We start from the raw sequence: 21,847 nt of genomic DNA, 5'->3' as shown, positions 1-21,847 counted from the left end.
CATCAGCTGACACTGGAAGCTGCGGGGGCTGCGGGCCCGGCGGTCTCGGGCTCGACCTCGACGGCCTCGGCGGTCTCCGCGACCAGTTCCAGCACGATCTGCCGCCAGCGCAGCAGGAACGCCGGCTCATCCAGGCGCCGGCGCCGCATCCATGAGGTCACTTCGTCGTTGGATTTGCTCGCGTTGCACGAGCGGCACGCCGGCACGACGTTGTCGATCGTGTACCGGCCGCCGCGGGAGATCGGCAGCACGCAGTCGCGCTGCAACCCCGCGCCGTCGGCGCCGCAATAGGCGCAGGCCGCCCAGGCATCCAGAATGCGGAACCACTGCGCATCGGTCAGATCGCTGCCCGACGCCGCCACCCGCTTCACGCGGCGGCGCTGCGCACGGGCGCGACGGGTCTGACGAACGGCCATGTCGCCAGGGTAACCAGCAGAGGGCGACGGATGCCGGTGGCGCGCGGCGCCGCGCCCGGTCCCGCGCCCACGGGGCGCCGCTAGCGTAGGGGCATGACTACCCAGGCAGAACGCGCCCAGACCCTGTCCGAACTGCATGCGGCATCCGAGATCCTCCGCGTCGTGAACGTGTGGGACGTCGTGTCCGCCAAGGCGATCATCGCCCTGCCCGAGACGAGGGCCATCGCCACCGCGGGCCATTCGATCGCCGCGACGTTCGGGTACCCGGACGGTGAGAACATCCCGCTGGAACTGATGCTCGACATGGTCGGGCGCATCGTCGCCGTCGCCGGTGACCTGCCGGTCTCCGCCGACCTGGATGCCGGGTTCGGCGACCCGGGCGAGACGGTGCGCCGCGCGATCGGCGTGGGCGTGGTCGGCGCGAACGTCGAGGACCGGCTCAAGCCGCTGGCCGAATCCGTCGCCGCCGTCGCGGCGATCGTCGCCGCCGGCGAGGCCGAGGGCGTGCCCTTCGCCCTGAACGCGCGCACCGACGCGTTCGTGCGCGCCGGCGACCGGCCGGTCGAGCAGTCGATCGCCGACGCGATCGAGCGGGGCCGCGCCTACCTCGATGCCGGCGCCGATGTCGTCTTCGTGCCCGGCCCGCTCAATGCCGACATCACACGGCAGCTGGTCGACGGCATCGGCGAGCGCAAGGTCAGCGTCATCGGCGCTCCGGGCGCGCTGACGGCGGCGGAGTACGAGGCGCTCGGTGTCGCGCGCATCTCGTACGGTCCGATGACGCAGCGCGTTGCGCTCACCGCGCTGCAGGACCTCGCCACGAGCCTCTACGCCGACGGCGTCATCCCCGCCGGCACGCGCGCGCTGAACTGACCGGCGCGACGGGCGGAGCCGTCTGCGGCCATAGGATCGAAGCGGCGTTTCGTACAGCGTCGCAGGGAGGTCGCAGTGAGCGACGCACAGGGCGCATGGGTTCTGGTCGACGGCGAGAACATCGACGCGACGCTCGGCGGATCGATCCTCGGCCGACGGCCCCAGCCTGAAGAGCGACCCCGCTGGGATCGCATCCTTTCGTTCGTCGCGCGCACCTGGCAGCAGCCCACGCGCGGGCTGTTCTTCCTCAACGCCACGACGAACCTGCCCATGACGTTCGTGCAGGCTCTCGTCGCGCTCGGCTATGAGCCGGTGCCGCTGTCGGGTCCCGCAGACGCGAAGATCGTCGACATCGCCATCCAGCGGACGCTGCGTGCACTGCGCGACCGCGACGAAGACGTCATGCTCGTCAGCCACGACGGCGACTTCGTCGAGGACCTCGGCGCGCTCGCCGACGGAAAGCGCCGCCTGGGCGTGCTCGGCTTCGGGGAGTTCCGCAGCAGCGGCTTCGTCGGCATCCCGGGACTGGAGACCTACGACCTCGAGTTCGATGCGGGCGCGTTCGACGCCGCGCTGCCGCGGATCCGGGTCATCCCGATCGAGGAGTTCGACCCGCTGCAGTTCCTGCGCTGACGCACTGGTTCACCTGTCACGTATCGTCGCCGCGCGCGACCATTCGTGACAGGCGATCCCACGGGGGTAGCGGTGCCGCGGCGCCCGCGCGCGGATCGCACGGCCCCGGCGCGGTTGTCAACCCGCAGGCGTCCTCCGGCGCTCTCGCCAAGACTGGATGCATCCAGGGCGAGAGGGAGCAAGCGTGACGTGTCAGCCGATCGAGTCGTACGCCCCGATCGGCGACGGCCGCACGGTCGCTCTGGTCGGCTCCGACGGCAGCATCGATTGGATGCCGCTGCCCGAACTGGCCTCCGACGCGGTGTTCGCGCGCATCCTCGATGACTCCACCGGCGGATGCTTCGAACTCGCCCCGGCGGCGGAGTTCACGATGCGGCGGCGCTACGTCCCCGAGACCAACGTGCTCGAGACGACCTTCACGACCGCGGACGGCGTGGTGCGGGTGACCGACGCGCTCGTCTCGGGCGTCGCGGGACGTCTGCCGTGGGCGGAGCTGGCGCGACGGGTGGACGGGGTGAAAGGCGAGGTGCCCATGGCATGGGCCGTGCGCCCCGGCACCTCGCTGCAGACCGCGTCGCCGTGGATCGAGCAGACCCCGCACGGCGCCGTGATCCGCTGCGGCCGCACCGGCATGAGCGTCGTCGGACTGGACCACGGCCCGTACACGCCCGATGACGACGGCGCGGCCGGACCGGTGCTCGCGGGAGCATTCACCACGACGCCCGGGTCGCGCCACCTCGTGGCGATCGCGGCGACGCACGACGAGCCGCTGCCGTTCCCCGACCCGCACGCCGCCGACGAGGGGATCGATCGCACCATCGCCAACTGGCGGATGTGGTCCCGCGTCTTCTCCTACGACGGACCCTGGGACGCACACGTGCAGCGCAGCGCGCTCGCGCTGAAGCTGCTGATCTACAGCCCTACGGGCGCGATCGCCGCCGCCGCGACCACGTCGCTGCCGGAGAGCCCGCGCGGCGGCAAGAACTGGGACTACCGCTTCGCGTGGGTGCGGGACCTCGCCTACACCGCGCACGCGCTGGTGCGGTTCGGACTGCGGGAGGAGACGCACGCGGCGCTGTCGTGGATGCTGCAGACGATCCGCGCCCACGGCCCGAACCTGCACGTCATGTACACGCTCGACGGCGCCCTCGTCCCGGCCCCGACCACGGCCGACGTGCCCGGCTGGCACGGCATCGGTCCGGTCGTCACCGGCAACCCGGCCAAGGAGCAGTTGCAGCTGGGGGTCTACGGCGACCTGATGGCGATCTGCCGCACCTACGTCGAAGCCGGCAACGTGCTCGACACCGGGACGGGACGCATGCTCGCCGGCATCGCGGACCGCGCCTGCGACCTGTGGCGCAACCCCGACTCCGGTATGTGGGAGCTCCCCGAACTGCAGCACTACACGTCCTCGAAGATGGGCTGCTGGAAGGCGCTGGACGATGCCGTCTGGCTCGCCGAGGCGGGTGTGATCCCGGGCAGTGCCGCGAGGTGGCAGGCCGAGCGCGATCGCATCCGTGAGTGGATCGAACAGCGCTGCTGGTCGGAGGAACGCGGCGCCTACGTTGCGGTGGCCGACGGTGACGACCTGGACGCCTCGGTGCTGCTGCACGCCGCGAGCGGATTCGATCGCGGCGAGCGGATGTCTCGGACGATCGACGCCCTCACCGCCGAGCTCGGTGCGGGCCCGCTGCTGTACCGCTTCACCGGCGCCGACCAGATCGAGAAGACCTTCGTCGCCTGTGCGTTCTGGCGCGCGCACGCCATGGCGTGCGTCGGCCGGCATGACGAGGCGCTGGAACTCATGGATGCCCTCGTCGGCACCGCCAACGACGTGGGCATCTACGCCGAGATGATCGATGAGACCGACGGATCGGCCTGGGGCAACACCCCGCAGGCGCTCAGCCATCTCGGGTTCCTCAGCGCCGCCCTGACCATCCGCGAACTCGTCCCGGAGCACAAGCTCCGCGGCCGTTGACCATCACGAGAGAGGAACACCATGTCACGGGACCAGTACACGTTCACCGACCCGGCGAAGCTCTACGCCGACATCGAGCCCGAGAACCAGGAGATGTCGGAGCCCGGCCTGGATGCCGAGCTCACAGACAAGGCCGACCTCGGCGAGGACAGCTACCGCGGCTCCGGCCGCCTGACCGGCCGCAAGGCGCTCATCACCGGCGGCGACTCCGGCATCGGCGCCGCCACCGCGATCGCGTTCGCGCGCGAGGGCGCCGACGTCGCCCTGTCGTACCTTCCGGAGGAGGAGAAGGACGCCGAGCGCATCGCCGGCATCCTGCGCGACGCCGGCGCGACCGTGCTGACGCTGCCGGGCGACCTCAAGGACCCGGCATACTGCCGCGACCTCGTCGCCCAGACGGTCGAAGGGCTCGGGGGCCTGGACATCCTCGTCAACAACGCCGGCAAGCAGGTCTACAACGAGGACCTGACGACGCTGACCGATGAGCAGTTCGATCACACGTTCAAGACGAACGTGTACGCGATGTTCTGGATCACCAAGGCGGCGCTGCCGCACCTGACCCCGGGATCGACGATCATCAACACCACGTCGATCCAGGCGTACTCGCCGTCCGGCATCCTGGTGGACTACGCCTCGACGAAGGCCACCATCAACGCTTTCACGAAGGGCCTGGCCGAGCAGCTCGCGCCCAAGGGGATCCGGGTGAACGCCGTCGCCCCGGGACCGATCTGGACGCCGCTCCAGCCCACCGACGGCCAGCCGCCGGAGAAGCTCGAGGAGTTCGGCGAGCAGACGCCCCTCGGGCGCATGGGACAGCCCGCCGAGCTCGCGCCGGCGTACGTCTTCCTCGCCTCGGCGGAGTCCAGCTACGTCATCGGCGAGACGCTGAACGTCAATGGCGGGATGCCGACCCCCTGAGGACGCCCGCCGCAACGATGAAAGCCCGTCCGGCGAACCGGACGGGCTTTCGTTTCACCTGCGCGAGAGGATCAGCGCTTCGGCGTGCGATTCTCCGCGCTCACCATCCACGAGAGCTGCTCAAGGCGTTCCAGCACCGCGTGCAGGATGTCAGCGCTCGTGGGGTCTTCCTCGTCGACGTCGTCGTGCACGTCGCGGCAGGTGCCGCAGACATCGTCGAGACGCTCGGTCATGAGGTCGATGACCTCGGTGGTGGCGATCTCGCCCTGCGGGAACTCCGGCAGGGTGGTGGTCTGCGCGACCACGTCGCTGCGGCCGTCGGGGAGGGCATGCAGGGCGCGCATGCGCTCGGCGATCGTGTCGGCGAATTCGCGGGCCGAATCGATGATCTCGTCCAGCTGCTGGTGCGTGTCGCGGAAGTTCGTCCCCACCACGTTCCAGTGGGCCTGCTTGCCCTGCAGCGACAGTTCGATGAGGTCCACGAGCACCTTCTGCAGGTTCTCGCTGAGGTCGGCCGTGGCGGTGAAGCCCTTCTCGGCGTTCTCCTCCTTGGTCAGCTTCGCGCCGGCACCGCCGCGGGCGCTGCGCCGGCGGTTGGGCGTCGCGGTCGTCGAGGTGCTCTTGTTCGTCGTGGTCTTCGCCATTTCGGGCTCCTGTTCGATCGGGGTGTCTACGAACGTAGGCCGGTGCCCGTAAGGTGTGCACGTGCTTGCAGCCGTGCGCGCTGAGTGCTAGAGGCCGGGCGCGCCGTGGCCGGCCCGCGCTACGCTCACGCCATGACGCAGGATGCCGGGGGCGGCGCGGTCGCAGCGGATACGTCGCTGCAACGCACGTACCGCTACCTGCGCCTGGGGGTAGCGGGGACGGCGGTGGCGATCGCCGTCGCCGTCGGTGTGGCCGTGCCCGACGTCGGCGTGCTGGAATCGATCAGCGCCTACTACTACACCGCCGCGCAGGTCGCCTTCGTGGGGGCGTTGATCGCGGCATCCCTGGGCCTGCTCGCCCTCTCCGGGCGTGGGCCGCAGCGCGCACTGCTGGACGCGGCGGCGCTGCTCGCCCCGCTCGTGGCGGTCATCCCGACCCCGGTCTTCGCGATCGCCGACGCCCCCGTGTGCGGCGGCGTCCCGTGCGTGCCCGCCTCCGTGCACCCGGCCATTGACAACGGCATCGTGACCTACCTCATCGTGGGCGCGCTCGCCGTGGTGGTGGCCGTCCTGATGGGCGTGCGGGCGGATGCCGGGGGCGCCGCCCTTTCGCGCACCTGGCCATCGATCGTGGTCGCCGTCGTCGTGCTCGGAGGCGTGTGGGCGTGGTGGGCGCTGGGCCGCGAATCGTTCGTCGGGTTCGGGCACGGGGTGGCGACGACCGGGTTCTTCGGGATCCTGGCGGTCGTCGCCCTGCTGGACGCGCTGCGCACCGACTGGGCGCCCGAGCCGCCGCCGTCCCAGGCCGTGCGCGTCGGGTACGCCGTGATCGCGGCGCTGATGGCGGCGGACCTGCTGGTGGTCACCGTCTTCGTGGCCGTCGGCAGGCCGGCTGCCTCGGACTTCCCGTTGGTGTTCGTGTGCGAGTTCGCCGCGCTCGCGCTGTTCTGCCTGTACTGGGTGCTGCGCACGACGCAGACGTGGGACCAACCAGACCCAGCGCTGGTCGGCGCCGGGTAGCCGGCGTCAGAGCACGCCGTCGACCTCGCCGCTGAGCCGGCCGTGCAACGCCGCGGTGGAATCGTTCATGCCGACCAGCTCCACCTGGATGCCGCGGGCGGCATACTTCGTGACGATCGCGTCGAGGGCGGCCACCGTCGAGGCATCCCATACGTGGGACCGGGTCATGTCGATCACGACCCGCTCGGGGTCGGCGGCGTAGTCGAACTGAGTCGTGAGGTCGTTGCTGGAGGCGAAGAAGAGCTCACCGTCGACGGTGTAGCGGGCCACCGGTCCTTCGGGGGAGTCGTCGACGGTGCGGGTGACGGTGGTGAAGTGGGCGACGCGCCGGGCGAAGGCCACCATCGCGGTGAGTACGCCTGCGGCGACGCCGAGGGCGAGGTTGTGGGTCCACACCGTGACCGCGACGGTCACGATCATCACGAGGGTTTCGCTGCGCGGCATCCGCTTGAGGGTGGACGGGCGGATGCTGTGCCAGTCGAACGAGCCCACCGACACCAGGATCATCACCGCGACCAGCGCGGCCATCGGGATGATCGCGACGATGTCGCCCAGCACCACGACGAGGATCAGCAGGAACACCCCCGCCATGAATGTGGAGATGCGGGTGCGCGCGCCGGAGGCCTTCACGTTGATCATGGTCTGGCCGATCATGGCGCAGCCGCCCATGCCGCCGAACAGGCCCGAGGCGACGTTCGCGACGCCCTGACCCCACGCCTCGCGGGTCTTGCGGGAGTGGGTGTCGGTGATGTCGTCGACGAGCTTGGCGGTCAACAGCGATTCCAGCAGGCCCACCACCGCGACGGCGAGGGCATATGGGGCGATGATCTGCAGCGTTTCCCACTGGAGCGGCACGTTCGGGATGAACAGCTCCGGGAGGCTGCGGGGCAGCTCGCCCTGGTCGCCGACGGTGGGAACGGCGATGCCGAAGACCACCACGACGCCGGTGAGCACGACGATCGCGATGAGCGGTGCCGGCACGGCGCGGGTCAACCGCGGCCACAGGTACAGGATCGCCAGCCCCACGACCACGAGCGGATACACCGCCCACGGCACCTCGGTCAGGTGCGGCAGCTGCGAGACGAAGACGAGGATCGCGAGCGCGTTGACGAAGCCCACCATGACGCTGCGGGGGATGAAGCGCATGAGCTTCGCGACCCCGAGCGCGGCGAGCAGGATCTGCAGCACGCCCGCGAGCATCACGGTCGCAATGAGGTAGTCCATGCCGTGCTCGCGGGCGACGGGTGCGATCACGAGCGCGACCGCTCCAGTCGCGGCGGTGATCATCGCCGGGCGGCCGCCGGTGAAGGCGATGACGACGGCCATGACGAACGAGGAGAACAGCCCGACGCGGGGGTCCACGCCGACGATGAGGGAGAACGCGATCGACTCGGGGATGAGGGCGATCGCGACGACCAGTCCGGCGAGCACCTCGCGGGTGAGCAGACGGGGGCTGCGCAGGGCCTGCACCACGGTGGATTCGATGCGAGGGCGGGCGGGGGCGGTCACGCGGACTCCTTGACGGGGGTGCGCGGAGGCACAAAGGCGGGCGTGTCGATTGTATGTTTTCCGGGGTGGCGGTCTGCGCGCGCGGCGTTGCGGTCTTGCCGGGGGGAGGGGATCTGCCGGGGTGAGGGCCGCTGGCGCGCAGGCATCCGCGTTCCGGCGGATCTCCGCATTCCGGCGAACGGATGCCGACCGGGACCCGCCCCGTAGGCTCGGGGCGTGATCTTCCGCACCTTCGACGACGGCGCTGTGCTGCGCGCCGCCCGGCCCGGCGACGAGCCCGGCATCCTCGCCCGCATCGTGGATCTCGCCGTCTACGAGCGCGAGCCGGATGCCGTGGCCAACACCGAGCCCGCCATCACCGCCGCCCTGTTCGGGGACGAGCCGCGCGTGTTCGCGCACGTCGTGGAGCGCGAGGGCGAGATCGTGGGGATCGCGATCTGGTTCCTGACGTACTCGACGTGGACCGGTCGCCACGGCATCTGGCTCGAGGATCTGTACGTGCATGAGCAGCACCGCGGCAGCGGATACGGCAAGGCGCTCATCGCGTCGCTGGCCGCGCTGTGCGTGGAGCGGGACTACTCGCGCCTGGAGTGGACGGTGCTGGATTGGAACGCGCCGTCGATCGCGTTCTACCGCGCGATCGGCGCCGAGCCCATGAGCGAGTGGACGACCCAGCGGCTCACCGGGGACGCGCTCGGCGAGCTCGCTCGGGGATAACAGACGAGCCGGTTCCGGGCAACCCCTTCACCACGGTGGGGCGTGCGCGACACGATGGGCGTGTCATCCCGTTCGGAGAAAGGAATGCCCATGGCCCGTATCACCGAGAGCATCGATGTCAACGTCCCCGTGTCGGTCGCCTACAACCAGTGGACCCAGTTCGAGTCGTTCCCCGAGTTTCTGACCTTCGTCGACTCGATCACCCAGGGCGATGACCAGACCACGCTGTGGAAGGTGACCGTCGCTGGAGTGCACCGCGAGTTCACCGCCAAGATCAGCGAGCAGCACCCCGACGAGCGCGTCGCGTGGAACAGCATCACCGGCGATGTCGACCACGCCGGTGTGGTGACCTTCCACCGGCTCGACGACACCACTACGCGCGTGACGGTGCAGCTGGACTGGACGCCGGAAGGCTTCGCCGAGAAGGTCGGCGCCGCGATCGGCTGGGACGACCATGCCGTCAAGAAGGACTTGAAGAAGTTCAAGGAGTTCATCGAATCGCGCGGCACCGAGACCGGTGCGTGGCGCGGCGACGTGAGCTGACCGCCTGAGACCCCGCCGCGCCTTGTGCCGGCGGGGTCTTCGCGTGGGTGCGGATGCCCTCCGTGCGCTCCGTAAGCTGGAGCCCGTGCCTGCCGTCCTCAACATCTCGGCGTATCTGTTCACCCGGATCGACGACCGCGAGACCCTCCGCCCGCTGCTGCGCAGCAGAGCGGATGCCGCGGGGCTGAAGGGCACCATCCTGCTCGCCGAGGAGGGCATCAACCTCTTCCTCGCCGGCGACGCCACCGCCGTCCGCGGCTTCGTGGCCGACCTGCGCGCCGACCCGCGCTTCGCCGCCCTCACCCCGAAGGAGAGCTGGTCCGAGGCGCAGCCCTTCGGCAAGATGCTCGTGAGGCTCAAGCGAGAGATCATCCGCATGGACCGCCCCACCATCCGCCCCGAGGCGGGCCGCGCGCCCGCCGTCGCCCCGGCGACGCTGCACCGCTGGTTGCAGCAGGGACACGACGACGACGGCCGCGACGTCGTGCTGCTGGACACCCGCAACGCGTTCGAGGTCGACTACGGCACGTTCCGCGGCGCGGTGGACTGGCGCATCGAGCGCTTCACGCAGTTCCCGGATGCCGCGGCGTCGCATCGCGACGACCTGGAAGGCAAGACGGTGGTCAGCTTCTGCACCGGTGGCATCCGCTGCGAGAAGGCCGCGATCCACCTCCGGGAAGAGGGGATCGACGCGTTCCAGCTGGACGGCGGCATCCTCGGCTACTTCGAGCAGGTCGGCGGCGACCACTGGACGGGCGAGTGCTTCGTCTTCGACGAGCGCGAAGCCCTGTCACCCGACCTCGCGCCGCGCTAACGCGTGCCCGTGTGCGTCTGAATCTCGCGGATGATCTCGCCGAGGACGCCGGACGCGAGCAACCCTGGCCCGAGCGGCCCGGCGGAGTCCTCGCCCAGCGGTGGCAGGAGGGCAAGCGCCGCCTTGGTCGGATCGCTCATGTGCGCGAGCTGCCACCGCACCTCGTCACGCGCGGCATCCGGGGCGTCGGGCGAGGCCAGCGCTGCGGCTCGCGCCGCGTAGGCGGCCGCACCCAGCGCATGAGCGCCCATGTGGGCGACACCCGCAGCCTGCGCAGCGGCCCGCGCCGCAGCCTTCGCGGCCGGTGAGTCGGCGGCGCCGGCCGCGCGCCCGGCGACGAAGCGCCGCTTGATCTCACCGGCCGCACCGAGCTCACCCCGGGCGAAGGCGCGCGCTCGGGCGATGGCGTCGCGCGCCCGGTCGTCGGCCGGCGCGTCCGCCTCGAAGATCCACAGCACCCGCTCGGCGCAGTCGGCCGCCCACGCGGCGACGGTGCGGCGATCGGGTTCGCTGAGCGCCTGCGGGGAGACCATACGGACACCCTGCCACGGCGCGAGTAGCGTCGAAGCATGGCCGCACGCATCGTCATCCTCACCGGGGCGGGAGTGTCGGCGGAGTCGGGGCTGGCGACCTTCCGCGCCGCCGATGGGCTGTGGGAGGAGCATCGCATCGAGGACGTCGCCACCCCCGAGGGCTTCGCCCGCAACCCGGCGCTCGTGCACGCGTTCTACGACCAGCGGCGCCGGGCGGCGCGCGCGGCCGAACCCAATCCGGCGCACCGCGCGCTCGCCGAACTGGAGCGGGCGCTGGAGGGGGATGTGCTGATCGTCACGCAGAACGTCGACGACCTGCACGAGCGCGCGGGGTCGCGCAACGTCATCCACATCCACGGCGAGCTTGCGAGCGCCCGCTGCACGACGTGCGGGCAGCGGATGCCGTGGGCCCAGGACCTGGCCGACGAGCCGCCGTGCCCGTCGTGTGGACACCGCACGCTGCGGCCGGACGTGGTCTGGTTCGGCGAGCAGGTGTACCGGCTGGATGAGATCTATGACGCGGTGGGGCAGTGTGAGGAGTTGTGGGTGATCGGCACGTCGGGCAATGTGTCGCCGGCATCCACCCTCCATGCGCTCGCCAGCGCGGTCGGCGCGAAGACGGCGCTGCTGAATCTGGAGACCCACGAGGACACGTCGCTGTTCGACGAGGTCGTGCTCGGCCCGGCATCCGTTGTCGTCCCGGAGTACGTCAGGCGGCGACTGGGCGTTTAAGCCCTTTCAAAGGTGCGCCGCGCTATCCTTGAGCCGGTGCGTCCGCAACGTGCGGCGCACGACACGGTGCATCTACCTGCTGGGAAGGCAAGGCGGCACGTCTGTCCGCTGGCCGAACCGAGGTACCCCACCATGTCTGCACCCGCCCCACGTGATCGCTCGCTGATCGACCACACCGGCCGGTCGTACTTCCCGATCGCGTTCATCGCGCGGCTGCCGTTCGCCATGATGGTGGTCGGCGTGCTGACGCTCGTGGTCTCGGCGACCGGGTCGGTCGCCCTCGGTGGGCTCACCTCCGCCGCCGTCGGCATCGGAACCGTGATCGCCGGGCCGCTCGTGGGCGACGCCGTCGACCGCCTCGGTCAGCGTCGCGTGCTCGTGCCGCTGGGGCTGGTCAACAGCGCGCTGCTGGCCGCGTTCCCGTTCGTGGTGTTCTCCGGCTCGGCCGAATGGATGCTGCTGCTGTCGGCACTGCTCATCGGCCTGTCCGCGCCGCAGGCTGCCGCGATGTCGCGCAGCCGCATGATCGCGATCATCGGTAACCTGCTGTCGCCGCACCGCCGGGAGCGCACCTTCTCCCGGACGATGGCGTACGAATCCGCCGCCGACGAGACCGCGTTCGTGATCGGGCCGGTGGTCGTCGGCATCCTCGCCTCGTTCATCGCGCCGTGGGCGCCCATCGCCGGCGCCGCGGTGCTGAGCTTCGTCTTCGTCACGGCGTTCGCGCTGCACCCCACCGCCCGTGCCGGAGCAGGCACGCACGCCGATGCCGGCCCCGCGGAGATCGCGCCGGCGCGCGAGCTGCTGCGCGCCCCGGTGCTGGTGCTGGTGGCGGCGACCTTCGCGGTCGGGATGTTCTTCGGCTCCACGCTGACCTCGCTGACCGCGTTCATGGAGGAGCAGGGCGACGTGGACTCGGCGGCGCTGCTGTACGGCCTGATGGGGATCGGCTCGGCCGTGCTGGCGCTGGCGGTCGCGGTGCTGCCTGCCCGGTTCGCGCTGCGGTGGCGTTGGCTGCTGTTCTCGGGCGTGCTGGCCGTCGCGACGCTCGGCTTCACGCTGAGCGGGTCGGTGCCGGCCGTGACGGTGATGCTCTGCATCATGGGACTGGGCGTCGGTCCGACCCTGGTGACGCTGTTCAGCCTGGCCGGGACGCGCAGTCCCGTCGGGCGGTCGGCGACGATCATGACCGTGCTCGGGTCGGCGATGGCGCTCGCGCAGTCGCTCGCGGCCGCCGTGACCGGTGCCGTGGCCGAGAGCGTCGGCGCGGGCGCGGCGATGGTGCTGCCGCTGGTCGCGGCCGTGCTCGCGTTCGCGCTGGGTGTCGTGAACCTCGTGGTGGAGCGCCGCGCGCGGGTCGCGTCGTCGTCGGTCGCGGCCGTCCCGGCATCCGTCCCCGCCGCGCCGCTGCGCGCCGCTGTCGAGTGAGTATTCGCGCCGTCGAGTGAGTATTCGCGGCGTCGAGTGAGTATTCGCGGCGTCGAGTGAGTATTCGCGCTGTCGGGCGCTGGAGTGGATGCCGGCTCGTTCGCCTGTCGCGTGATGTCGCTTCGCGGCCTCGGCACCGACAGGCAGAAACCGGCTTGCACCCCCGCGAGAGTTTCCACTAGTGTCTCCAACAGCGCCTTAGTAAGCGCTTACGTTCGCAATGAGGCGGTGGGTCAATGGTGACGGTGTACGACGTGGCGCAGGCGTGCGGACTGTCGATCGCAAGCGTTTCCCGCGCCCTCAACGGCCAGCCCGGCGTCTCCCAGAGGACCGCCGAACGCATCTGTCTGATTGCGGATCAGCTCGGCTACCAGCGCAATGAGGTCGCGCGTTCCCTGGTCGCGAAATCGACCCAGACCATCGCGCTGTTCGTACCGGACATCACCAACCCCTTCTTCCCCGAGTTGGTCAAGGGCGTGCAATCCGTCGCCGACGAGCGTGACCTGCTCCTGCTCCTGCTGGACGCACCGCGCAGCGCGGTGGCGCTGAGCGCTCGGCTCGCTGCGCTGCGGCGAAAGCAGGTCGACGGCATCCTGCTCGTCGCCAGCGATATCGACGCCGACACCGAAGAGCTCGTCGCCGGCACCCCCGCCGTACTCCTGGACCGTGGGCGCTCCGGTCGGCACGCCAGCGTCGGTGTGGATCAGGAAGCAGCCGGTTTCGCCGCGACCCGGCACCTCATCGACGCGGGCCACACGCGCATCGGACACATCGCGGGCCCTCAAGGGTTGGCGGTGTCGGAACTGCGTCGCGCCGGATGGGAGCGCGCGTTGCGCGAGGCGGGCCTCCCCGTCGGGGACCACCTCGTCGCCGTCGGAGACTTCGAGGAGGAGGGCGGGCACCGCGCCGGTGCCGAACTGCTTCAGCGTGAGCCGGGTATCACCGCGGTCTTCGCCGCCAACGACCTCAGCGCGATCGGCTTTCTCGCGTGCTGCTCGGTGCGGGGGATCCCCGTTCCCGAGCAGATGTCCGTGATCGGTCTGGACGGCATCGGACTGTCCCGCTACACGACTCCCATGCTGACCACGATCGCGCAGCCGATCCGCGAGCTAGGCGTCGCGGCGGGCCGACTTCTGCTTAGGCAGCTCGACGGCGACGGCCAGGCGCTGGATGTTGTGCTCCCGACGACGCTTGTCGAGGGCGCCAGCGTGAGCAGGCGAGGAGGAGCGTGATGCCGGGTTCGCGAGTAATGGTCGTCGGCTCGATCAACGCCGACGTGACTTTCGAGGTCCGCCGCATCCCCGTCGTCGGGGAGACGATCATCGCCGACGCCGTGCACCGAAGCTCCGGCGGCAAGGGGGCCAACCAAGCGCACGCGGCCGCGCGCTCTTCGAAGGATGTGCACGTGGCGATGGCCGGTGCCGTGGGGCAGGATGCCGTCGGCGCGCAGATGCGTGATGAGCTTGCCTGCGCCGGGGTCGATGTCAGCCTCATCCGCGAGGTCGACGAGGTGTCCGGCATGGCGATGATCGCCGTCGACAGCGAGGGTGGAAACGTCATCGTGGTCGCGCCCGGTGCGAACAACGCCTGGCCGGCGGAGCCGTACGTTCCCATCGACGCCGGCGACATCGTCGCCCTTCAGCTGGAGCTGCCCCTGGCCGTGGTGGAGCACGTCGCCGACACAGCGCACGCCCGCGGTGCGCGCGTGGTCCTGAACGCCGCGCCGGTCACCCCGGGCGCAGCGCGTCTGCTTCCCCTCGTCGACACGCTCATCGTCAACGAGGGCGAGGCATCCGACCTTCTGGGACTGACCGACTTCAGCCCGGATGCCGTCGCCGAGGTGGCGGCGCGGCACGATCTGAACCTCGTGGTGACGTTGGGACGACAGGGCGCGGTGCTCTCTCCGCGAGGCGGCGTGCCCTCCCGCGTTCCGATCATCGCGGTCAACACCGTCGACACGGTCGGCGCCGGCGATGCCTTCGTCGGCGCGCTGGTGGCCGCGCTCGCTGCTGGTGACGACCTGCTCTCCGCGGCGCGCCGGGGGGCGGCGGCCGGCGCGTTGACGGTCACCGCGCGCGGGGCGCGGCATCCGGAGCTTTCCGCCGACGTGATCGACGAGCTGTTGCGTCGACACCCCCTTCATGACGCTGACCAAAGATGAGGATTCCTGTGACAGACCCGAACGCCCAGGCCCGTGTTCCGCTGCTCGTCGACGTCGATACCGGCATCGACGACTCGCTGGCGCTGCTGTATCTAATGGCCAGCCCGGAAGCGGAGATCGTCGGCATCACCTGCACGGCGGGAAACGTCCCGGCGCAGCAGGTGGCGATCAACAACCTCGCGTGGCTCGAGCTGTGCGGCTACGACGATGTCGAGGTGGCCCTCGGTGCTGAGATCCCCATCGTGCAGCCGCTGATGACCACCGAGGAGACGCACGGGCCGCAGGGTATCGGGCACGCTGAGCTGCCCGCGCCCAGCCGCACCGTGTCGAAGCGGCACGCGACCGAAGTGTGGATCGATGCGGTGCGCCGACGCCCCGGCGAGGTCGTCGGCCTGGTCACCGGTCCTCTCACCAATCTCGCCCTGGCGATCAAGCTGTTCCCCGAACTGCCTTCGCTGCTGAAACGGCTCGTCATCATGGGCGGCGCCTTCAACCACCCGGGCAACACCACCCCGACGACGGAGTGGAATATCGCGGTGGATCCGGAGTCGGCGAAGATCGTGTTCGACGCGTTCAGCGGACTGCCCGCCGGGCGCCGCCCGATCGTCTGCGCGCTGGATGTCACCGAGCGCATCGAGATGAAGCCGGCGCACCTCGCCGCCCTCGCCCGGGCAGCCGGCAGCACGCCCGAGGAGGTCGTCTCACCCGAGGACGCGATCGGGACGCGCTCCACCGCGTCGAACGCGGTCATCCGTCATCTATCGGATGCCGTGCGGTTCTATATGGAGTTCCATCGCGCCTACGACCAGGGCTTCCTCGCGCACATGCACGACCCCTTCGCAGCGGCGATCGCACTGGACCCGTCGCTCGGGATCACCCGCGCCGCCACTGTCGACATGGAACTGGCGGGCACGCTGACGCGCGGTCAGACTGTCGCGGACTGGCGAGGCATCTGGGGTCGTCCGAAAAACGCCGACATCGTCGTCGACACCGATCCGGAGGAGTTCTTCCGCCGCGTCGTCGATCGCGTCGGCCGCCTGGCCCGTCAGGTCGGCTGACCGTTTTCACCCACCCGTAGAGAATGCAAGGAGGCATTCATGTTCAGCACCACAACAACCAAGAACGTCGATCCGAATCGGCTGAGGAACACCATCCTGGTCGCCGTCGGCTCACTCGTCATCGTGGCGACCTATCTCTACCTCGTGGTCGGGCAGCCGACCGAGGTCGCTGAGAGCAGCACGAGCCAGGCCTCGCTGATCGCCATCGGAGGCTACGTCATCGGCGCGATCCTGCTCGCAGCCGGATCCATCCACCGGCTGCCCACGGCAACGATCGCGATGATTCCGGTGGCGATCGCCTTGAACATCGTTGTCGGGCAGATCGTGGCGGTGCTCGGGCTCCCGGTGTACATCGACTCGATCGGCACGGTCCTCGTCGCGGCGCTCGCCGGTCCCGCGGCCGGTGTCGTCACCGGCATCCTGACCAATGTGATTTGGGGTCTGACACTGAGCCCGATCGCCCTGCCGTTCGCGGTGGTGCAGGTGATCATCGGCGTGATGGCCGGCTACGCCGCCCGGATGGGGATGTTCCGCCGGTTCTACCTCGCTCCGGTTGCGGGCTTCGTCACCGGAATCGTCGCCGCCGTGATCTCGGCGCCCATCTCCGCCTTTGTCTTCGGTGGCGCGACCGGTGGGGGCACGGGAGCGATCGTGGGGGCGTTCCAGGCGATGGGGCAATCGATCCTGGGAGCGACGACCCTGCAGGGCTTGCTGTCGGATCCGCTGGACAAGGCGATCACGTTCACGATCGTCGTGCTCATCCTGGCGGCATTGCCCAACCGGTTCCGGCAGCGTTTCCCGTTCGTGCGGCAGTACCGCGTCTTCGGCAAGGCGGCACCCACCGTCACGAGCAAGAGCGAAAGCGCGAGCTGACCACCCATGGCGTCGACGCTGTACGTCGATCGGGAGTCGCCGGTTCACCGGTTGAACCCCGTGACAAAACTGGTGACTCTGCTCACCCTGATCGTCGTAGTGTTCGCGATCCCCTTCTGGTGGGTCGCGGGCATCGCCGTCGTCGCCGTCATCGTGCCGGCCGCCGTCGTCTCCGGTTGCGGCGGCCGGCTCGCGAAGCTGGGATTCGCGATCCTCACGCCGATCATCCTGGTGCTCTTCATCGTGCAGGGGCTCACCTTCCCCGGCGGCAAGACCGCGCTGTGGGAGTGGGGCGGGATCGCCATCACGACCGAAGGCCTGTACTTCGCCCTCGGGATCGGCTCGCGAATCATCTGTCTCGTCTTTGCATCCATCCTCTTCGTCCTGACCACGCACCCGGGGGATCTGCTGTCGGCCCTCACCGAACGCGGGATGTCTCCGAAGTTCAGCTACATCATCAGCTCGACGCTGCAGCTGATCCCGGCCTTTCAGGATCGGGCCAACGGCATCCTGCTGGCGCAGCAAGCGCGGGGACTTGCCATCGGCAAGGGCCTGCGAGGCAGGGTTGGGGCGATGATGCCCTTGCTGGCGCCGCTCGTGCTCGGCATGTTCACCGACGTCGAGGAGCGGGCGACCGCGATGGAGGCTCGCGGGTTCGGATCGACGGCGAGGCGCACCGCCTTGACACCGGTCCCCGACACCACTGCCCAGCGCGTCTTCCGCTGGACGATGCCGGTCGTCGCCGTTGCCGCCATCGTCCTTCCCATCGTTACAGGAGCACTGTGATCACCCTCAGCGATATCTCATACGCCTACCCGGATGCGGAGCATTTCGCGCTCGAGCACGTCGACCTCGAGGTGGCGCAGGGCGAGATCGTCGGCATCGTCGGCGCATCCGGGGCCGGCAAGACGACGCTCGCGAAGATCATCGCGGGATTCATCCCGCATGTCGATGGCGGCGAACTCACCGGCACGGTCACCGTGGACGGCGCCGACGTCGCCGACCTCAAGCTGGCGGACGCAGTGGCGAAGGTGGGCCTGGTCATCCAGAACCCCTTCAACCAGATCTCCGGCGCGAAGTACACGGTGCGCGACGAGATCGCGTTCGGGCTGGAGAATCTGGGCGTGCCTCGTGCAGAGATGGCGCAGCGGGTGGATGCCGCAGCCGAACTGCTCGGGATCTCTCACCTGCTCGACCGCTCGCCTTACGCGTTGTCCGGCGGGCAGCAGCAGTTGCTCGCGATCGCGTCGATGGTGGTGCTGCGCACTCCGGTGCTCGTCATGGACGAACCCACGTCGCAGCTGGACCCCGCTGGCACCCGAATGGTCTTCGAGGTGCTGGCTGCGTTGCGCGACGCCGGGACGACGATTGTCGTGTTCGAGCACAAGGTGGAACTGCTCCGCCAGCACTGTGACCGGATCGCGGTCATCGCCCACGAGCGCGTCGCCGCGATCGGTGAACCTCGCGAGATCCTCTCGGACGAGCGCCTTGACCAGTGGGGGATCGAGGCCACCCGTTACGCCGCAGCTGCACGAGCAGCGGTCCGCCGCGGCATCCTGTCGGCGGAGATCGACATTCCGGTGTCACTGGAAGAAGCAGCCGCCGTCTTCACGGTAGGAGGAGCGAAATGACCGGCATGGACATCCGGTTCGTCGACGTGCGGTACACCTACCCCAACGGGGCGGAGGCGTTGCGTGGCGTGAACCTCGACGTACGCGCTGGCGAGCGCGTTGCCATCGTCGGGCAGAACGGTGCAGGAAAGACCACGCTCGCGCGGCATCTCAACCGCATCTTCGTGCCGACCAGCGGCACCGTCCACGTGGGGGATTGGACCACCGAACCGCGCACGATCGCGCAGATGGCCGAGCGTGTGGGCTATGTGTTCCAGAATCCGGATGAACAGATCTTCGCTCGCACCGTGATCGCAGACGTCTCCTTCGGTCCGCGCAATCTCGGACTCGAGGAGGATGCCGCGCGGGAGCGTGCGATGACGGCGCTGGAGACCGTCGGGCTCGCCGAGACGGCCGACGTGCATCCGCACCAGCTCGCCCTGTCCGAGCGCAAGCGGGTGGCACTGGCCGGAGTGCTGGCCATGCAGACACCTGTCCTGGTGCTCGACGAACCCACAACGGGACAGGACGCCCGTGGAATTGCGATGGTCGCCCGCGTCGTGCGGGAAGTCAGCGAGCAGGGACGCACCGTGATCGCGATCACGCACGACATGGACTTCTGTGTCGAGCATTTCGATCGGGTCATCGTCATGACACAGGGCCAGGTGCGCGCTGACGGCGCACCAGAGGACGTGTTCACGCAGCGCGAGATCGTCGAGGCCGCGCGCGTGGAGCCGCCGCAACTCATGCGCCTGGCATCACACCTGGGGTGGCGCGCGCAACCGCGCACAGTCGATGCGTTCGTCGACGCGGCGGCGAGCGAGCGCAGGGCCGTCGGGTGACCGCTGCGCTCGCCCTGCTCGCCTCGCTGTTTCTGGGTATCGCCGATTTCTTGGGCGGTGCGCTCTCACGCCGGGTGCCGCAGATCACCGTGCTCGTGCTCTCGCAACTGGTCGCAACGCTCGCCGTCATTCCGCGAGTGCTTGCGGAGCCCATCGGCGCCGACGCGCTCCCCGCCTATGGGTGGGGAATCGTCAGCGGCGTAGGGGCCGCCGTGGGTGTCTCAGCGCTGTATCGAGCCCTCGCGATCGGAACGATGGGGGTGGTCGCGCCGATCGCAGCGCTCAGCGTGCTGGTCCCCGTCGTCGCGGGTTTCGTCGGGGGAGATGCTCCGGGGGCGCTGCTGCTGGCAGGCATGACCGTCGCCATCATCGGCACGGTCTGTGCGAGCGGGCCCGAACTGCGTCGAGGCAAGGGCGGTGGCGGGCTGAAGCCGATCCTGCTTTCGCTTGTTGCCGCGCTCGGGTTCGGCGTCAACAATCTCGCAGTCGCGTGGGGGAGCGATTACGACATCTCCGCGACGCTGGTGGCCAACGTCGTGACGACGCTCGTCATCTACGTCGTCGCGATGCTGATGCTGCGCGTGGTCCCCCGTGCGAGGGGGCGCAACCTCGTCGGCATCGTGGCCATCGGCGTGCTCGGCTTTACGGCGAACCTCTGCTTCGCCATCGCGAGCGAGTCGGGGATGCTGTCGGTCGTCGCCGTGTGCGCGTCGGTCTTCCCTGCCGTCACCGCTGTGCTGGGGTGGTGGTTCCTCAAGGAACGGCTGCTCTTGGTGCAGATCCTCGGGGTGGCACTTGTGCTCGGCGGGGTGGCGGTGGTGGCGTTGTCGACGTAGGCCGAAGCAACGTCAGGATGCCGGCGCGGGGTACGGCCGCTCTTTCAGGAGCTTCGCCAGGTGCGCCGCATGGCGCGCGAGGGTTTCGGTGGTGCTCGCTACCTTCTCGGGCGTCTCGGGCAGGTCCTTGTAGTCGGTGGACTGCATGGCCTCGCCGTTCCAGTAGACGCCGCCCTGCGACGGGACAGTGAAGCCCACGTCATTCAGACCCTGGAACAGATCGGCGATGATCGCATGGGCGCCGTCTTCGTTGCCGACCACGACAGCGACCGCCACCTTGCCGGCGATGATCGGCCGGCCCTCATCGTCGGTCTCGGAGATCTCGGCATCCAGTCGCTCGAGCACGCGCTGCGCGACGCTGGACATGTGACCCATCCAGGTGGGGGTGGCGAAGACCAGGATGTCGGATGCCAGCACCCGCCCCCGGATCAGGGGCCACTCGTCGCCGTCGCCCATGTCCGCCTCGACGCCGGGCTTGACGTCGTGGTCGACGACGCGGATGCTCTCGCCGTGCACGTCGTACTTGGCGAGGGCGTCGAGCACCTGCCCGGCGAGGACGTCGGAGCTGGACTCGGCAGGAGAGGGCTTGAGGGTGCAGTTGAGAACGAGTGCGCGAAGCATGGGGCATCCTTTCGATCCCGCTCAGCCTATGAAGGCGCCGCAGCGACCGACGAGGGGTTGACAGCGGATGCGCGGTCCCCACGCCCGCGAATACTCACTCGACGCGACGAATACTCACTCGGCACCGCGAATACTCACTCGACGGCGCGAATACTCACTCGGTGGCTCAGGGACGCCAGGCTAGGCCGGCGGCGGCGATGCGGGTGGCGACCTCGGCGGCGGGGACGTGCTCGCCCACGTTCGCACCGCGCTCGAGCGCGACGGGGGAGTGCACGATCGTCTCGGGATACACGTGCACCAGGTTGTAGCCCTGACCGCCATCGTGACCGCGCGTCGAACCCACGACGGTCGCGAGATCCTGCCCGTACGCGCTGGAGGACGCGACCGACACCGGGATCCCGGCGAAGCTGCCGAACGACGGGTGATGCACGTGCCCGGCGAGGATCGCCCGCACGTCCGATCCGCGCAGCACATCGGCCAGTGCCTTCTGCTCGCGCAGCTCGACGGTGACCGCCAGATCCAGCACCGTCGGCAGCGGGGGGTGGTGCACGACGAGGATGCTGCCCTCCGGCGCGGGCCGCGACAGCTCATCGCGCAGCCACTCCAGTTGCGCCGGGCCTGCCTCGCCCCAGTGCGCGCCGGGCACGGTGGAGTCCAGCACGAGCACCCGCAGTCCGCCGAACCACCGCGTGAAGCAGATCGGCGCATAGGGGTCGGCCGTGCCGGCGTCGTCGATCGGCAGCTCTTCGCGCATCGCGGCGCGGTCGTCGTGGTTGCCCGGCGCCCACACGATCTCGGCGCCGATGCGCTCGGCGACCGGTTCCACCAGCGCCCGCAGGCGCCGGTACGCGGAGCGGTCGCCGCGGTCGACCAGGTCGCCGGCCAGCAGCAGCGCGTCGGGCCGCAGCCCGCTCGCCTCGATGCGCTTCAGCAGCGTGGCCAGGTGCCCGTCGGCATCCGCAGCGCCGTACAGCAGCTCCGGGTCGCCCGGCAGGTGCGTGTCGGCGAGGTGCACGAACACCCTGCGGGGGCGGGGGTACTCGCTGAGGATCATCGGATGGTCCCTTCGGGGATATCTCGGAGCAAGA

At 69.7% G+C, this 21,847-nt stretch carries 24 protein-coding genes; 18 read left to right on the top strand and 6 right to left on the bottom strand.

All coding sequences use genetic code 11. From position 1 onward, the window contains the following. Positions 1-2 precede the first annotated feature (2 nt). Complete coding sequence (locus NQ151_RS07120; RefSeq protein WP_257527544.1) at positions 3-416, bottom strand: HNH endonuclease; 414 nt, start codon at positions 414-416, stop codon at positions 3-5. Between the two features lie 93 nt (positions 417-509). Between NQ151_RS07120 and NQ151_RS07115 the strand changes: the two genes are divergently transcribed. The 4 genes from NQ151_RS07115 to NQ151_RS07100 all read left to right on the top strand — a co-directional run bounded on the left by NQ151_RS07115 (position 510) and on the right by NQ151_RS07100 (position 4,818). Further along, a complete protein-coding gene (locus NQ151_RS07115) occupies positions 510-1,289 on the top strand; it encodes an isocitrate lyase/PEP mutase family protein (RefSeq protein WP_257527543.1) in 780 nt (259 codons plus the stop codon). A 75-nt stretch (positions 1,290-1,364) separates the two neighbouring features. Further along, a complete protein-coding gene (locus NQ151_RS07110; protein ID WP_257527542.1) occupies positions 1,365-1,922 on the top strand; it encodes an NYN domain-containing protein in 558 nt (185 codons plus the stop codon). 184 nt (positions 1,923-2,106) lie between these two features. Then, positions 2,107-3,900 carry a glycoside hydrolase family 15 protein gene (locus NQ151_RS07105; protein WP_257527541.1) on the top strand — a complete coding sequence of 598 codons (1,794 nt, stop codon included), beginning with the start codon at positions 2,107-2,109 and terminating at the stop codon, positions 3,898-3,900. Positions 3,901-3,921: 21 nt separating this feature from the next. Next, positions 3,922-4,818 carry an SDR family oxidoreductase gene (locus NQ151_RS07100; RefSeq protein ID WP_257508026.1) on the top strand — a complete coding sequence of 299 codons (897 nt, stop codon included), beginning with the start codon at positions 3,922-3,924 and terminating at the stop codon, positions 4,816-4,818. Positions 4,819-4,889: 71 nt separating this feature from the next. On the opposite strand, the gene NQ151_RS07095 is transcribed toward NQ151_RS07100, so the two are convergent. After that, positions 4,890-5,462: a Dps family protein gene (locus NQ151_RS07095; protein WP_257508027.1), complete on the bottom strand. Its 573-nt coding sequence runs from the start codon at positions 5,460-5,462 to the stop codon at positions 4,890-4,892. A gap of 132 nt (positions 5,463-5,594) precedes the next feature. On the opposite strand from NQ151_RS07095, the gene NQ151_RS07090 reads away from it, so the two are divergent. Beyond that, a complete protein-coding gene (locus NQ151_RS07090) occupies positions 5,595-6,482 on the top strand; it encodes a hypothetical protein (protein WP_257527540.1) in 888 nt (295 codons plus the stop codon). A 6-nt stretch (positions 6,483-6,488) separates the two neighbouring features. Here the strand turns inward: NQ151_RS07090 and NQ151_RS07085 are convergent, their stop codons facing one another. After that, positions 6,489-7,991, bottom strand: coding sequence for a SulP family inorganic anion transporter (locus NQ151_RS07085; RefSeq protein WP_257527539.1), 1,503 nt, complete (start codon positions 7,989-7,991; stop codon positions 6,489-6,491). Positions 7,992-8,207: 216 nt separating this feature from the next. Here NQ151_RS07085 and NQ151_RS07080 point away from each other — a divergent pair, with 216 nt between their 5' ends. The 3 genes from NQ151_RS07080 (at position 8,208) to NQ151_RS07070 (ending at position 10,065) form a co-directional block, all read left to right on the top strand. Then, positions 8,208-8,708, top strand: a complete 501-nt coding sequence (locus NQ151_RS07080; RefSeq protein ID WP_257508030.1) for a GNAT family N-acetyltransferase — start codon at positions 8,208-8,210, stop codon at positions 8,706-8,708. A gap of 90 nt (positions 8,709-8,798) precedes the next feature. Further along, on the top strand, positions 8,799-9,251 hold the full coding sequence (locus tag NQ151_RS07075; RefSeq protein ID WP_257508031.1) for an SRPBCC family protein: 453 nt from the start codon (positions 8,799-8,801) through the stop codon (positions 9,249-9,251). Between the two features lie 85 nt (positions 9,252-9,336). Next, positions 9,337-10,065 carry a sulfurtransferase gene (locus NQ151_RS07070; protein ID WP_257527538.1) on the top strand — a complete coding sequence of 243 codons (729 nt, stop codon included), beginning with the start codon at positions 9,337-9,339 and terminating at the stop codon, positions 10,063-10,065. Here NQ151_RS07070 and NQ151_RS07065 read toward each other — a convergent pair. Then, positions 10,062-10,598, bottom strand: a complete 537-nt coding sequence (locus NQ151_RS07065) for a putative immunity protein (protein ID WP_257508033.1) — start codon at positions 10,596-10,598, stop codon at positions 10,062-10,064. The two genes, NQ151_RS07070 and NQ151_RS07065, sit on opposite strands and share 4 nt — an antisense overlap. A gap of 36 nt (positions 10,599-10,634) precedes the next feature. On the opposite strand from NQ151_RS07065, the gene NQ151_RS07060 reads away from it, so the two are divergent. From NQ151_RS07060 to NQ151_RS07015, 10 genes are all read left to right on the top strand, one after another. Then, positions 10,635-11,330 carry an NAD-dependent deacylase gene (locus NQ151_RS07060; RefSeq protein ID WP_257508034.1) on the top strand — a complete coding sequence of 232 codons (696 nt, stop codon included), beginning with the start codon at positions 10,635-10,637 and terminating at the stop codon, positions 11,328-11,330. Between the two features lie 132 nt (positions 11,331-11,462). After that, the gene (locus NQ151_RS07055) at positions 11,463-12,758 is read left to right on the top strand and encodes an MFS transporter (protein WP_257527537.1); all 1,296 of its coding nucleotides are present in this window, start codon (positions 11,463-11,465) and stop codon (positions 12,756-12,758) included. 236 nt (positions 12,759-12,994) lie between these two features. Continuing rightward, on the top strand, positions 12,995-13,990 hold the full coding sequence (locus NQ151_RS07050) for a LacI family DNA-binding transcriptional regulator (protein WP_257527536.1): 996 nt from the start codon (positions 12,995-12,997) through the stop codon (positions 13,988-13,990). Next, the gene (locus NQ151_RS07045) at positions 13,990-14,919 is read left to right on the top strand and encodes a ribokinase (RefSeq protein ID WP_257527535.1); all 930 of its coding nucleotides are present in this window, start codon (positions 13,990-13,992) and stop codon (positions 14,917-14,919) included. The genes NQ151_RS07050 and NQ151_RS07045 overlap by 1 nt, the downstream gene beginning before the upstream one ends. Next, complete coding sequence (locus NQ151_RS07040; protein ID WP_257508038.1) at positions 14,916-15,977, top strand: nucleoside hydrolase; 1,062 nt, start codon at positions 14,916-14,918, stop codon at positions 15,975-15,977. Before NQ151_RS07045 ends, NQ151_RS07040 begins: the two co-directional genes overlap by 4 nt. Positions 15,978-16,016: 39 nt before the next feature. Continuing rightward, entirely contained in the window at positions 16,017-16,850 is an 834-nt protein-coding gene (locus tag NQ151_RS07035) for an ECF transporter S component (RefSeq protein WP_257508039.1), read from the top strand. A gap of 6 nt (positions 16,851-16,856) precedes the next feature. Continuing rightward, entirely contained in the window at positions 16,857-17,636 is a 780-nt protein-coding gene (locus NQ151_RS07030) for an energy-coupling factor transporter transmembrane component T family protein (protein WP_257527534.1), read from the top strand. After that, the gene (locus NQ151_RS07025) at positions 17,633-18,481 is read left to right on the top strand and encodes an energy-coupling factor ABC transporter ATP-binding protein (RefSeq protein WP_257527533.1); all 849 of its coding nucleotides are present in this window, start codon (positions 17,633-17,635) and stop codon (positions 18,479-18,481) included. The genes NQ151_RS07030 and NQ151_RS07025 overlap by 4 nt, the downstream gene beginning before the upstream one ends. Next, positions 18,478-19,302 (top strand): energy-coupling factor ABC transporter ATP-binding protein, encoded by an 825-nt coding sequence (locus NQ151_RS07020; protein WP_257508042.1) that lies wholly within the window; start codon positions 18,478-18,480, stop codon positions 19,300-19,302. Before NQ151_RS07025 ends, NQ151_RS07020 begins: the two co-directional genes overlap by 4 nt. Beyond that, the gene (locus NQ151_RS07015; RefSeq protein WP_257527532.1) at positions 19,299-20,138 is read left to right on the top strand and encodes an EamA family transporter; all 840 of its coding nucleotides are present in this window, start codon (positions 19,299-19,301) and stop codon (positions 20,136-20,138) included. The genes NQ151_RS07020 and NQ151_RS07015 overlap by 4 nt, the downstream gene beginning before the upstream one ends. Before the next feature lie 12 nt (positions 20,139-20,150). Here NQ151_RS07015 and NQ151_RS07010 read toward each other — a convergent pair whose 3' ends face one another. Together NQ151_RS07010 and NQ151_RS07005 are read right to left on the bottom strand one after the other, a co-directional pair. Beyond that, a complete protein-coding gene (locus NQ151_RS07010) occupies positions 20,151-20,759 on the bottom strand; it encodes a flavodoxin family protein (RefSeq protein ID WP_257508044.1) in 609 nt (202 codons plus the stop codon). 166 nt (positions 20,760-20,925) lie between these two features. After that, positions 20,926-21,813 carry a metallophosphoesterase gene (locus NQ151_RS07005; protein WP_257527531.1) on the bottom strand — a complete coding sequence of 296 codons (888 nt, stop codon included), beginning with the start codon at positions 21,811-21,813 and terminating at the stop codon, positions 20,926-20,928. Between the last annotated feature and the right edge of the window lie 34 nt (positions 21,814-21,847).

Source organism: Microbacterium sp. zg-YB36, from assembly GCF_024623575.2.
In the GTDB taxonomy this organism is placed as follows: domain Bacteria; phylum Actinomycetota; class Actinomycetes; order Actinomycetales; family Microbacteriaceae; genus Microbacterium.
The sequence above is the reverse complement of the archived record's forward strand: the minus strand, read 5'-3'. Positions and strand labels throughout refer to the sequence as shown.